Source organism: Micromonospora sp. S4605 (assembly GCF_003176715.1).
GTDB lineage: Bacteria > Actinomycetota > Actinomycetes > Mycobacteriales > Micromonosporaceae > Micromonospora > Micromonospora echinaurantiaca.
Genome location: NZ_QGSW01000173.1, coordinates 1 through 12360, shown reverse-complemented (window position 1 = coordinate 12360; position 12360 = coordinate 1). Strand labels below are relative to the sequence as shown.

The 12360-nt window shown below is 71.8% G+C and carries 14 protein-coding genes; 7 read left to right on the top strand and 7 right to left on the bottom strand.

What is annotated here, in order from left to right; all coding sequences use genetic code 11:
* Positions 1 to 81: 81 nt before the first annotated feature.
* A complete protein-coding gene (locus DLJ47_RS13180) occupies positions 82 to 1464 on the bottom strand; it encodes an MFS transporter (RefSeq protein WP_109900314.1) in 1383 nt (460 codons plus the stop codon).
* Between the two features lie 118 nt (positions 1465 to 1582).
* Here DLJ47_RS13180 and DLJ47_RS13175 point away from each other — a divergent pair, with 118 nt between their 5' ends.
* Positions 1583 to 2674, top strand: coding sequence for a DUF5937 family protein (locus DLJ47_RS13175; protein WP_199235817.1), 1092 nt, complete (start codon positions 1583 to 1585; stop codon positions 2672 to 2674).
* Positions 2675 to 2735: 61 nt separating this feature from the next.
* On the opposite strand, the gene DLJ47_RS13170 is transcribed toward DLJ47_RS13175, so the two are convergent.
* Positions 2736 to 3815, bottom strand: coding sequence for an endonuclease/exonuclease/phosphatase family protein (locus DLJ47_RS13170; RefSeq protein ID WP_109900313.1), 1080 nt, complete (start codon positions 3813 to 3815; stop codon positions 2736 to 2738).
* A 256-nt stretch (positions 3816 to 4071) separates the two neighbouring features.
* Between DLJ47_RS13170 and DLJ47_RS13165 the strand changes: the two genes are divergently transcribed.
* The gene (locus DLJ47_RS13165; protein WP_109900312.1) at positions 4072 to 4779 is read left to right on the top strand and encodes a hypothetical protein; all 708 of its coding nucleotides are present in this window, start codon (positions 4072 to 4074) and stop codon (positions 4777 to 4779) included.
* Between the two features lie 11 nt (positions 4780 to 4790).
* Here DLJ47_RS13165 and DLJ47_RS13160 read toward each other — a convergent pair whose 3' ends face one another.
* A complete protein-coding gene (locus DLJ47_RS13160) occupies positions 4791 to 5204 on the bottom strand; it encodes a DoxX family protein (protein WP_199235816.1) in 414 nt (137 codons plus the stop codon).
* A 215-nt stretch (positions 5205 to 5419) separates the two neighbouring features.
* On the opposite strand from DLJ47_RS13160, the gene DLJ47_RS13155 reads away from it, so the two are divergent.
* On the top strand, positions 5420 to 6166 hold the full coding sequence (locus tag DLJ47_RS13155) for a class I SAM-dependent DNA methyltransferase (protein WP_109900310.1): 747 nt from the start codon (positions 5420 to 5422) through the stop codon (positions 6164 to 6166).
* Positions 6167 to 6220: 54 nt separating this feature from the next.
* Here DLJ47_RS13155 and DLJ47_RS13150 read toward each other — a convergent pair whose 3' ends face one another.
* Complete coding sequence (locus tag DLJ47_RS13150) at positions 6221 to 7054, bottom strand: LppX_LprAFG lipoprotein (RefSeq protein WP_109900309.1); 834 nt, start codon at positions 7052 to 7054, stop codon at positions 6221 to 6223.
* A 134-nt stretch (positions 7055 to 7188) separates the two neighbouring features.
* Between DLJ47_RS13150 and DLJ47_RS13145 the strand changes: the two genes are divergently transcribed.
* Entirely contained in the window at positions 7189 to 7476 is a 288-nt protein-coding gene (locus tag DLJ47_RS13145) for a DUF1905 domain-containing protein (protein ID WP_109900308.1), read from the top strand.
* A gap of 10 nt (positions 7477 to 7486) precedes the next feature.
* Here the strand turns inward: DLJ47_RS13145 and DLJ47_RS13140 are convergent, their stop codons facing one another.
* Positions 7487 to 8311, bottom strand: coding sequence for a DinB family protein (locus DLJ47_RS13140; protein ID WP_109900307.1), 825 nt, complete (start codon positions 8309 to 8311; stop codon positions 7487 to 7489).
* 129 nt (positions 8312 to 8440) lie between these two features.
* Between DLJ47_RS13140 and DLJ47_RS37480 the strand changes: the two genes are divergently transcribed.
* On the top strand, positions 8441 to 8566 hold the full coding sequence (locus DLJ47_RS37480; protein ID WP_255562310.1) for a hypothetical protein: 126 nt from the start codon (positions 8441 to 8443) through the stop codon (positions 8564 to 8566).
* A gap of 60 nt (positions 8567 to 8626) precedes the next feature.
* Here the strand turns inward: DLJ47_RS37480 and DLJ47_RS13135 are convergent, their stop codons facing one another.
* Positions 8627 to 10204, bottom strand: coding sequence for a carboxylesterase/lipase family protein (locus tag DLJ47_RS13135; protein ID WP_109900306.1), 1578 nt, complete (start codon positions 10202 to 10204; stop codon positions 8627 to 8629).
* A gap of 137 nt (positions 10205 to 10341) precedes the next feature.
* On the opposite strand from DLJ47_RS13135, the gene DLJ47_RS13130 reads away from it, so the two are divergent.
* The gene (locus tag DLJ47_RS13130) at positions 10342 to 10920 is read left to right on the top strand and encodes a TetR/AcrR family transcriptional regulator (RefSeq protein ID WP_109900305.1); all 579 of its coding nucleotides are present in this window, start codon (positions 10342 to 10344) and stop codon (positions 10918 to 10920) included.
* A 63-nt stretch (positions 10921 to 10983) separates the two neighbouring features.
* Complete coding sequence (locus DLJ47_RS13125; protein ID WP_233257811.1) at positions 10984 to 11583, top strand: hypothetical protein; 600 nt, start codon at positions 10984 to 10986, stop codon at positions 11581 to 11583.
* Positions 11584 to 11598: 15 nt separating this feature from the next.
* Here DLJ47_RS13125 and DLJ47_RS13120 read toward each other — a convergent pair whose 3' ends face one another.
* On the bottom strand, positions 11599 to 12090 hold the full coding sequence (locus DLJ47_RS13120) for a GNAT family N-acetyltransferase (RefSeq protein ID WP_109900304.1): 492 nt from the start codon (positions 12088 to 12090) through the stop codon (positions 11599 to 11601).
* Positions 12091 to 12360: the final 270 nt, after the last annotated feature.

Genomic DNA, 12360 nt, shown 5'->3' with positions numbered 1-12360 from the left:
GGTGTCGTCGATCTTCACGTACAGTGCGGTCAAGAGGGTGTCCAGGTCTTGCGTCACAACATGATCCTGGATGCCCTCTCTTCATACCCAGACATCGACCCCTGACATCGGAACTACTCGTCTAGGACTCGGTCGAGGCCCACGACGAGCGGCGAGCGGTCCAGACGGCCTGTCGATGAATCGGCCGTACTGGCGGCTCGCCGGACGCAAAGTGACTGCATCTGCGGCATGACTCATGGACTGCTCAGGCGAACGGTGCAGACGATGCCGTCGAGTGCCCAGGCGCACCGTCGCTGCGCCCAGCAGGGTCGCGGCGGCCAGCGGCAGCCACAGCGCCGCCGCGCCCAGGCTGAGCAGACCGGTGATGATGACGGGGTCGGCGGCCCGGGCCAGGCCGTAGCTGAGCTGCCAGCGGGCGAGCGCGCGCCCCATCAGGTGTGGCGGTGCTGACTCGATCACCAGCGGCACGCTGCTGCCGGTGTAGAGGATTTCACCCAGCGTGAACGGCACGATGACCAGCGCGACGAGTATCGTGCCGGAGCCGCCGCCGGTCGCTCCGCCCAGCCAGAAGGCGAGGTAGGCGGCGGCGAGCAACAGGCCGGACCAGAACAGCACGGTGCGGTGCGGCCACTTCGCGAGGCGCACCACCACGACCAGTTGCAGCGCGATCACCATGACGGTGTTGGCGACGAAGATGGCCGAGGGCCACGCCAGGGACGCGTGCAGGTCCTGCACCAGCAGCAGCGGCAGGGCGATCTCGAGGATGTCGGCGTAGAACGCGTACGGGATGCCGGCCAGGGCCAGGATGGTGACGGTGCGTAGGCCAGCACCGCGGGCTTCCTTCGTTGCCGCAGCCGGGGCGGGGGCCGGAACAGGTTGCTCGGGCAGCGGCACCCGGGCGATCACCGCCGCGCCGAACGCGCACCCGAGAGCCGTCGCCAGCGCGAGCCAGCGGAGCACCTCCGGCCCGGTGGCGACCAGAACCGTGCCGAGCAGGGCGCCGGCGCCCAGGCCGGCGTTGCGCAGTGAGCGGCCCGCGGCCAGCGCCGCCGCACGCCGGGCCGGGCCGGCGAGCGCGGCGACCAGCGCGGAGTTGGTGGGTGGAGCGATCTGCGTGCCGACGCCGATGAGCACCGCACCGATCGCGAATCCGGCGATGCCGGGCACCAGGGCAAGCAGCAGCGACCCCACCGCCCGCACCAGTAGGGCGGTGACGGCGGGGGCCCGCCGCGCTCCGCGATCGATCCACCATCCGGCGAGCGGGACGGCGCCGAGGCCGGCCAGCATGCCGACGGTCAGCGTCATACCGGCCCGCGGCGCGCTGAGCCCGATCAGCACGGCGTAGATCACGATGAACGGGCGCAGCATCCCGGAGGTCGCTGCCTCGACTGTGGCGCTGAGGGCGTAGCGGCCGCCGCCCGGGATGCGGACCAGCTCACGAAGCGTCGTACGGGTGGTCGTCACGGCTCCGATCGTTCGGCCACACGGCTGCGAAGGGACCCAGGTTGGCCAGCGTCGTCAATCCAAGCCTCGTCGATTGACAGACGACGTCAATCGGTCTGCACTGGCGCGGACCCCTGCCATGATCGGTACCGTGGTCACCTCGGTCGACATCGCCGGCGTACCAGCCGATCGGATCCGGATAACGCCGTCGCCGCTCGCGGAGCTCGGCGCGGTGCTGCACGTGCTCGCGGAGCCGCAGCACCATCCGGACACCGCCGCGGCGGTTGCGAGGATGGCGGCCGCCCTTCCCGCGGAGCTGGCCCCAGACCTCGAGGAATTTGGTCTGCTCTGGCACTCCGGCCGGGCCGACTTTCTGTTCCCGTCCGATCCACGGCCGAGCCTGCGCGAGGAGCTGGACGACGTCGACCGCCTGGACGACGAGCGCTGGGTCGCTGCGGCGCTCGCCGCCCATCGGGCCGTCTCACCGGCGCCGCGAACGTGGTCGCCGCTGCGTGACCCGATCGTGCGGCAGCGGGCGCTGGCCGCGGCCCGCGCCCGAGGGCCGCGGCAGGCGGCGTGGGCGGAGCGGGTGCTCGCCGATCCGGCCGCCGAGCGCGAACGGGTACGACGCTTTCTGCTCGCCTGCGAGTCCGCCTTCTTCGGCACGGTCTGGAAACGCGTCCGCCCAGCGCTCGCCGAGGAAGCCGACCGTCGACGCTTCGACCTGGCCCGCGAGGGTATCGGCGCCCTCGGCCGGATCTCGCACGCGATCGGGGTCGACACCGAGCGCGGCGTTCTGACGATCGACAAGCTGCAGGACCAGACGGCAGACGGTCGCGGCGGCGGGATGACGCTCATCCCGAGCGCGTACGGCGCACCGCACATGACCGTCGTGTACGCGCCCGGCTGGCTGCCCGTGCTGCAGTACCCGGCACCCGGCTGGGACCCGCGCCCAGTGTTGCGGGTGGACGAGCTGGACGCTCGGCTGACCGCGCTCGCACACCCGCTGCGGCTACGTTTCTGCCGCACGCTCGCCCGAGGCCCGCACACGACCGGCGAGCTGGCCGACTACTGGCGGGTGACGGCGCCGGAGGTGTCCAGGCACCTCGCGGTGCTGAAGGCGGCCGGGCTGCTGATCTCGGCGCGCCGCGGCCGCTACGTGACGTACCGCCTGGACGTGGCGGCCTGCACCGGCCTGGGGCAGCAACTGGTGGACGTCCTCGGGCGCTGAACAGCCAGGGAGCGAGCCGCACTCCTACGATCGGACTTGGGGGGTGCCAGGAACGCTGTGCTCAGGGCGTGATCCGGGCCGCCACCGGCAGGTGGTCGCTACCGGTGGCCGGCAGCACCCACGAGCTCTCCGGCTTGACGCCTCTGACCAGGATCTGGTCGATCCGCACCACCGGGAACTCGGCCGGCCAGGTGAAGCCGAAGCCGTTCCCGGCCGCGTCCTGAGCCGAGCTCAACTGTGCGGTGATGCTGGCGAACGCACGGTCGTCCATGGTGCCGTTCAGGTCGCCGAGCAGCACCACCCGCTCGTTCTGCTCGGCGGCGATGGCCTGGCCGAGGGCCTGCGCGTTCCTGTCCCGGTGGGCCGTCCAGAAGCCCGCCTTGGGATTCACCCGCGCAGACCCCAGGTGGGCCACATACACCGCCAGCGGACCCTGGTCCGTGGTGACCGTGGTGCGCAGCGCCCGGGTGTAGGTCATCTTGATGTCGACCGGCTTGGTGTCCGCCAGCGGCCCGGCGTCCATCTTGATGTCGACCGGCTGGGTGTCCGACAGCGGCAGCTTGCTCCACAGCCCGACCGTGCCCTGCACCGTGTGGTAGGCGTACGTCTTCGCCAGCTCGCTCTCGTACGTGCCCCGGGCCTGCTCGGTCAGCTCAACCAGGGCCAGCACGTCGGCCCCGGCGGCCGCCAGGTCGCTGGCGGTGCCGGCCGGGTCCGGATTGCCGGCGCCGACGTTGTGCTGGGCCACGGTGAGGCCGCCGCCCGGGTGGGACTTGTCGCCGAGCAGCCCGCCGAAGAGGTCCAGCCACACCATCACCGGCAACAGCAGCGCGGCCACCGCGGCGGCGGAGCGGCGCAACAGCGCCCCGATCAGCAGTACGGGAATGAACAGGCCGAACCACGGCAGGAAGGTCTCCACCAGGCTGCCGAGGTTGCCGATCCGGTTCGGGACCTGCGCGTGCAGCAGCATGAACAGCCCGAGCAGCAGCGCCAGCGCCGCGAGCACCCGGCCGCGCTTCCAGGGGCCCGGCCGGGAGGCGGCGCGTGTCGCCCGGCGGATGCGCTCGCGCCAGGTCCCGGTGCCGGGACCCCGGCGGCCGACGCCACCCTGCCCGGTCTCCGCTGTGTCCACCTGCTTCATCGTCCGTCCTCGCTCACCACCGGTCACTGCCGCATCCTCAGGTCCTGGATGGGGTCGACATTCATTCTCGGGGCCGCAGCCGTCGCCCATCGCTGCATGGCGCAATTCGTGGTGCCAGGCCTCGTCGCGCACATTCGTACAGCCGGTATCCGGATCGCGCGAGGTGGCGGCGATGGTGGTGCGGCGCCCGACGTACCGCCCGAGGACTTCGACCCGGGTCGACACGTCACGCGCGCCGTAGGCCAGAATGCCTCCCATGGGCCTTGATCTCTACGTCGGACCGCTGACCCGCTACCACCTGAACGACTGGCTGACCATCACACAGCAGATCGGCGCGCAGGACGGATACACCGTGCGGGTCATCCGGGCGCAGGAGGACGAGGACCACGACATCGACCCCGACGTGGTGCAGGCCGCCGTACGGGACTGGCAGCAGTGGCTCGGGGAGGCACTCGGCGGCCCGGTGGACTGGTCGGAGGGCACGACCCAGCCGTACTGGACCGACAAGCCCGACTGGGACGGATTCGGCGCCGTGCTGCTGCTCGCCGCGTACGACGAGCGTCCGGACCTGCAGCCGAGCCCCTGGGACAAGCCGGACAGCCCGCGTGAGTTCGCCGACGCTCCCGCGTACCAGGCGGCCTCGGCGCAGCCCGAGCGCTACTTCACCCTGCTGTCCGGGGTGGAGTGGTGGTTGCCGCTCCCGACGGATCCGCTCGTGATCGAGGCGTCCCGACCGACGGGTCAGCCGACCCGGATGGGTTCGGTCGACCGGCTCGCGGCGGAGCTGCGCCTGCTGGCCGAACGCACCGGCCTCCTTGCCGGGTACGACCCCGCCGAGCTGCGGCGAGGGCTGTTCACCGACGACCCGACGGTGGAGGACCTCGCCCGGTTCGGCCTCGCGGTGATGCTCGACCTGGCCGAGACCGCGATCGAGCACCGCCAGCCTCTTCTCCTCGACTACTGACGTGCCCGGTTTCAGGACTTCGACCAGGACGTGACAGAGTTCGCCCTGGTCAGCAGCTCGTGTCGACGCAGCAGCAGGATGGCCAGCGCCAAGGCCGCGAAGGCGAGAGCGCTGAGCGGACTGGTGTGCAGCACGGCGACGTTGGTGACGGCTGCGCCGAGGAGCAGCCCCAGCAGGCAGAGCGCGGCGAGGGCTCGCACCCGTGGGATCACCAGACCCACCCCGCCGGCCACTTCGAGTGCGCCCACCACGAAGCGCAGCCACTGGCCGGCACCGATGTCGTCGAACAACTCGACCATGGTGGGGTCGCCGGTGAGCTTGAGCAGCCCGGCCCCGGCGATGGCGAAGCCGAGCAGGATCTGCAGCACCCAGGCGGTGATCGTGGCCGCTCTGCGGGTCTTCGGGAGTGCGGTCTTCCGTGGCACGGCCCTGTCCTCTCCTCGGGTCGGCACCTCGGTGGTGCCCGTCACCAGGAACGTCGAGGCCAGCGACCCGACCCGGACATCGGCGGGCCGAACTGGCTGGCTGGCACGGAGACGCATCGGCGGCGGGACGGGGCCGCGGGCGTGACGGGCTGGAGCCGGAGTGGCTGGTCGTTAATGGGTCGCGTGAGCCCAGTGGAGCTAGCAGGCTCGGGTCCATGACGAGCAGCGATCTGTGGGACGAGGACACCGCGGAGAAGTACGACGACCTCTCGGCCGAGATGTTCGCACCCCAGGTGCTCGACCCGGCGGTGGATTTCCTCGCCCGGCTGGCCGGCCCCGGCCCCGCGCTGGAGTTCGCGATCGGCACCGGTCGGGTGGCGATCCCGCTCGCCGCCCGCGGCATCCCGGTGAGCGGGATCGAGCTGTCGGCGCCGATGGCCGACCAGCTACGGCGCAAGGCGCCCGGCGAGCAGGTGCCGGTCGTCGTCGGTGACATGGCCACCACCAGGGTGCCGGGTCAGTTCTCGCTGGTGTACGTCGTGTGGAACAGCATCGGCAACGTGTGCACCCAGGACGAGCAGGTGGAGTGCTTCCGCAACGCCGCCCGGCACCTGTCGCCCGGTGGCCGCTTCGTCGTCGAGCTGTGGGTTCCGCCCATCCGGCGGTTTCCGCCCGGGCAGTCGGCGGTGCCGTTCGAGGTGACCGACCGACACGTCGGCTTCGACACGTACGACATGGTCACCCAGCGCGGGACCTCGCACCACTACCGGCGGCTGGACGACGGGAGTCTTCGGTACGGCTACAGCAACTTCCGCTACATCTGGCCGGCCGAGTGCGATCTCATGGCGCGGCTGGCCGGGTTGGAGCTGGAGCAGCGGGTGGCGGGCTGGGACGGCTCGCCCTTCACCTCCGACAGCGAGAGCCACGTGTCGGTCTGGCGCAAACCCGTCGACGCCTCCTGACGCGAAACTGCCCGGCCGGCGAGAGATCGCCGGCCGGGCAGTTTTTCGCTCTGGTCAGCTGGTGGCCAGGTCCTTCAGGCCCTCCAGCAGCTCGGCGAAGTCGGCGGTCTCCGCCGGCGGCGGCGTCTCGATCTTCACCGGCTTGCCGTAGTCGGTGTAGTCGACGGTCATGTCGCCCATCTTGCCCATGACCATGTGCACCCGGCGCGGCTGGTACTGCTCGTCGACCCAGAGATCGAGCTTGATCTCCTTGACGCCCTGCTTGGCGAACTCCTTCTCGACGTCCGCCCGCATCTTGGCGTCGACCTGGCCGAGGTAGGTCGCCACCGGCGCGGTGACGGTGTAGTGCACGGTGCGCGCCCCGTTCACCGTCTCCTCACCGACGACGGTGGTGCCCTCGGTGGCGAGCAGCGTCTTGACCTGCTTGGTCGGGTCGATGTCCTCGAACTGCTTGCTGAAGTCCATCCCCGACTGGGCGCCCGCGGCGGCCAGGTCCAGCTTCATCCAGCGCTTCCCGCCGGTGCTCTCGCGGTCCTCCTCCGGGATCTCGACGTAGAACACCGCACCGATCATGCGTACGGTGGTCGGGGTGCCGTCCGGACCGGCCGTCGTCATCTCGGCCTTGACCGGGTCGCCCAGGTCCATGACGCCCTGCATGGAGACCTTCTCGCCGCCGGCCGTGCCCTCCATCTTCACGGTCACGGAGTCGCTCTTGCCGGTGGCGTCGATCGTCTTCTGCAGCGATCCCTTGAGATCGGTTGCCAGCAGCTCCAGCACGCTCGGCTGCTTCGGCGCGTCGGACGAGCCCGACTCCGAGCCGCAGGCGGACACGGCGAGCGCCGTGAGCGCGGAGACCGCAACTACCGTGGTTTTCTTCCACAAGGACACGTGACAACTTCTTTCCCCGAAGGATGCTGGGACTTTCCCCAACAGACCGACGACACGCTAACCCAACCGGTCAATCTCGACGGGCCCCTCCCCGTCGGCCGCGGCGGATTGTCTCCGACTCGTATCCTGCGGCGGTGGACCTGGAGTTCAGCGGGGAGATCTGGTTCTGGCGCGGGCCGGCGCCGTGGCACTTCGTCACCGTCCCCGACGAGCAGTGCGCCGCCCTGGCGGCGACCGCCACGCTGGTCAGCTACGGCTGGGGCATGATCCCGGTGACCGCCCGGATCGGGGCGACCGACTGGCAGACCTCCCTCTGGCCGAAGGACGGGCGCTACCTCGTGCCGGTGAAGGCGGGCGTACGGAAGGCCGAGGAACTCGAGGTGGGCGACACGGTGACGGTCCGACTGACCGTCGACGCGTAGACCCCGCGCGCTACGCCGACCGTGCCTCGATCAGCGTGAGGTCGCGGACCGCGAAGCGGCGGTGTTCGCAGTGCTCCGCCAGCACCACCCGGAGGCACTCGCCGACCGGGTGCGACTCCACTCCCCACTCCGGCGTCAGCGCGGCGGTGCGGGTCTCCGCCAGCTCCGCGTCGGTGACCGCCGCGACGACCTCGCGCACCCGCCGCCGGCGGTCGGCGAAGACCGCCACCACGTCGGCGTACGAGGGGCGGGCGGCAAGGTCGATGCCGAGCTCGGCGGCGCTGGCCGGCGAGGTGTCCGTGGGGGGCAGGCCGAGCCGGTGGTACGGCGACGCCTCGTCGCGGATCAGCCGACCCACCCACACGTCGGTGGCGAAGACGAGGTGGCGCAGCGTCTCGACGAAGGACCACTCGTCGTCGACCCGCTGGTGGCGCGCGGCCTCGGGCAGCCGCTCGGCCCGGGCCAGGGTGTCCGCCCAGAGGCGTTCGAGGGTGTCCCACATCGCCCGGACGTCGTCGGCGGTGCGTACCGCGCGCAGCCGCACCCGTTCCGGGTGCCGCCGGTCCAGCTCGTCCGCCACGTACGCGGTGACGTCGACGTCGTCCACGACCACTCGGCCGCTTCCGCCGTGCCGGGAGACCTGGAGGTCGGCGACCGCCGAGGCGACGATCCTGACCCCGCTCAGGTCGCAGTCGCGGAACGTCGCGCCGGCCAGGTCGACGCTGTGGAACGCCGCGCCGGTGAGGTCGACGTTGCGGAACTCGGCCCCGGCCAGGTCGGCGTGCCGGAACGTGGCACCCCGGAACGCATCGGTGTCGGTGTGCTCTGCTGCCATCGCGCCATTGTGTCCGCCGGGTGCGACAGCCGCGGGGGCGTAACACCCAAGGCATCGAGGACGCCGGATGAATGGAGGAGAGTTGATCTCCGCCTCGGTCGCCACCTCCGGTGCGGCCGAACCTGCGACGTGACCGACTCGGACCTGGTGAGCACCTACCAGTGGGACCCGATCCTGCTCACCGCCAGCGGCGAGTTCGAAGCGGTACACGGCGGCGAGTACGTGGTCGACGCCGGCCTGGTCACCCGTAGCTGACCGAGCTCGGACGCGGAAGCGGTCCCGGTGCGCGCGCACCGGGACCGCTTCCTCGGTCGGTCAGCTCAGCCGCGACCAGAGCGCGTACTCGTGGTCGCGGACGAACTCGGTCGGCGTCCAGCGGCCCGAGGTGAGCGACTGCACGTGCGGGCGGCGCTCGGTGAACCGCTGCCAGCGGCCGTCCCGCCCGCCGTTCGGGTCGCCGTCCTCGGCGAACCGCGTCCAGGCGGCGATCATCCGGTCGGCGAGCCGATCCTGCTGCCGGGTCCGCGGCAGGAAGAGGTCCAGGTCGAACAGGTACGCCAGCTCGGCCATGTGCTGGGCCCGCCACGGGAAGCTCGGCTCGTCGTAGCCGACGAACCAGGGCGTCTGCTGCTCGGCGAACTCGAACATGTACGTCGGCGTCCACTTCGACAGCAGCTTCGCCGTGTCGTAGGTCGGCTTTGCCCAGTTCCGGTCGGTCCCGATGGTCGACAGGGCCAGCCCCGCCGAGTTGTCGTACGCCGACAGCGGGTACCGGGCCAGGATCGCGTCGGCGTCGGCGCCGTACTGCTCGCGGACCGTCGACTCGTACGCCTCGGCCGGGATGGGGCTGCCGCCCGGGTTGACCTCCAGGCCGCCGTACATGCCGTTCTCCTCGTCGTGGTTCACCCCGACCAGGACGGGGACCCGGTTGAACCGGCCGGTTCGCAACGCCTCGGCCGGGCTCAGCGGCAGCAGCGGCGTACCGGACACCGGCCGCGGCTCGCCCCACGGGCCGTACGCCGCCAGCAGCTCGGCCACCGTGGTCTCGGCCGACCGCAGGCACGCGGCCACGTCGGCGGCGTTCGCGCAGCCGACGGTCTCGATCACGCCGGCGCTGTCCGCCTCCGCCTCGGCCCGGGTACGCGAGCCGCCCGCCGCGCACGGCGCGCTCTGGACGATCGCCCGCTGGAACAGGCCCGCCGACATCGGTGAGGCGAGGTGGTCGCAGACCGTGTACCCGCCGCCGGACTGGCCCATGATCGTGACGTTGCCAGGGTCGCCGCCGAACGCGTCGATGTTCGCCCGTACCCAGCGCAGCGCGGCCTGCTGGTCCTCCAGCGCCAGGCTGCCCGAGCCGTAGGGGGAGCCGGCGTCGAGCGCCGGGTGGGTGAGGAACGACAGGACGCCGAGCCGGTAGTTCATCGAGACCACCACGGCGTCGGTGGCGAGCCGGTCCGGCCGGTACATGTCGCCGGTGCCGAACATCAGGCTGCCGCCGTGGATCCACACGATGACCGGCAGGTCGTCGCCCTTCTGTCCGGGCGTGGTGACGTTCAGGTGGAGGCAGTCCTCGGCCTCGCCGGGGACGCCGATGGGCAGGCCGACCGGCTGGGCGCAGGCCGGGCCCGGGCGGGTGGCGTCGCGTACCCCGGTCCAGTTCGGCGGGGGCGCCGGTGACGTCCAGCGCTGCGGCGGCGCCGCGTACGGGATGCCCTGGAAGGACCGCAGGCCGGCGGTGACCGTGCCACGGACCGCGCCCTGGTCGGTGCCGACGACGGCGGGGTCGCCGCGACCGGCGACCGCCGGCGCGGCCGCTCCGGCCGTCAGCGCGGTCAGCATGGCGAGCGCCAGGCCCGCGAGGGTCCGCTTCCGGCGGCGGGACGGGGTCTGCATGGCGGTTCTCCTGTCGGTGGGAAAGGACCGGAGTGGTCGTGCCGAGAACCGTAGGGCATGTTTGGGCGATCGCGCAAGACGATCGCCCAAGGCGTTCGCCTCAGTCGGTCGTCCAAGGTGCTGCTACCCTGCCCACCATGGGGAATCGCGAAGCCCTGCTCGCCGGGGCCAGGACCTGCCTGCTGGAGAAGGGCTTCGACCGGACGAGCGTGCGCGACATCGCCACCACGGCGGGCGTGAGCATGGCCGCGATCGGCTACCACTTCGGCTCGCGGGAGAACCTGCTGTTCCAGGCGCTCTTCTCGCTCCTCGACGAGTGGGGCGACCTGGCCGGGCGGGCCCTGGTGCCCGCCGACGCGCCGGACCTCGGCCCGGAGCAGGCGTACGAGCGGATGTGGGACGACCTGCTCGCGCAGGCCCGGGCGCACCCGAAGCTCTGGCTCACCTCGGTCGAGCTGTTCATGCAGGCCCAGCGGCAGCCGGACCTGCTGCCGCAACTCGCCGACGGGATGCGGCAGGGGCGCAGCGGAATGGCCGCGATCCTGGCCAGCGTGCCCGAAGCGGAGGTGCCGGACCGCACGGTCCGGACCCTCGGCACGGTGCAGCTCGCGCTGATGTCCGGCGTGGTCATGCAGGCGCTCGCCGACCCCGACAACGCGCCCACCGGGGCCGACGTCGTCGCGGGGCTGCGCGCACTGGCGAAGATCCTCGGCTGAGACGGCCGTTCCCGGCAGCCGAGCCTCGTCCCGGCACCATTCGTGCCGGTCCACCATCGCCGGATGCCGGCTTCGGCCCGGAGCCGCTCGGGTGCGTCGGCGCTCGCGACGACCGGCGGCGGCGTCCTGTCGTTGATCCGGCTGCACCCGTCGATCACCCGGACGACGGTGGGGGCACCGACCGTCGAGGAGGACGCCGTGACCAGTCAGCGGGAGACCGTGCAGGTCGATCCGGACCTGTTCCGCGCCGTGTACGACTCGCCCGCCTCGCTGCCCGGCGAGCACCGGTGGACCACGCCCGAGTCGGACGTCCGGCGGATCGAAAAGCTGCTCGGCATGCCGCTGCGCAGCATCGGCGCGCCGCTCTGGGTCAGCGGCGACCATCCGGACTGCCCGAAGTGCGGCCGCCGGATCAGCTGGTACGACATCGTCTCCTCGGCGCTGACCGGGGTGCACGACCCGATGATGATCGCGACGGTGATCCTCGGCGACCGCAAGTACGTGAACACCGAGATCCCGGCCGCGATCGCCGGGGTGAACTGCTCCGACTGCCGCACCCCCATCGAGGGGCTGCGCAGCTTCAAGTGCCACAACTGGGCGTACGCCTTCGAGGCGCTGGAGGAGGTCAAGCAGCGGATGTCCGGCGGTCTCGCCGCCGGCTGACGGCTCCCCGCCCGATCAATCGGTGGCGGTCAGCTCGCGGACGTGCCGCAGTCCGGGACGGCCGTCGAGCAGCACCTCGCCCACCGGGGTGAACCCGGTGCGCCGGAGCACCGCCCGTGAGCCGGCGTTGTCCAGCGTGGTGTCGGCGACCAGCCGGCGCAGGCCGTACTCGTCGCGGGCCAGCTCGCAGACCCGGCGGACGCCCTCGGTAGCCACGCCCCGGCCGGCGACCCGCTCGGCCACCCGGTAGCCCAACTCGGCCTCGCCGTTCGCGACGTCGACCAGGTTGAACCGGCCGATCACCGAGCCGTCGTCATCGACCAGGACGTGGAAGTGGCACCGGCCGGTGGCCTGCTCGGCGAGGAGCGCCGCGTGCCGCGCGGCGAACCCGGTGAAGTAGTCGTCGCCGCGGTCCGGCACCGTACGCGCGAACCACTCCCGGTTCTCCCGCTCGAACCGCAACACCGCCTCGGCGTGCCGCTCCGCCAGGCGCTCAAGATCAGCCACCGCGCCACCCTACCGACCACCCGCCGCTGCCGCCCCCGACTTTCACCCTGGCGACGCCGGCGAGGACGCGCGGCGGCGGTGACCTCGCGCGACCCGGGAAGATCGCGCTGGAACATGGATGTAGTGGTCTCCCAGCTACCTCGATGCCACTACATCCTGGTTACAGCGCGAACCTGCGGCGCGATCTTTGCGGCGCGATCCTGCGACGTCGCGCGGCGCGAGGCGCGGAAACCGGGCGCGGCGCGGAACGCGGGGCTCGGATCAGCGGTG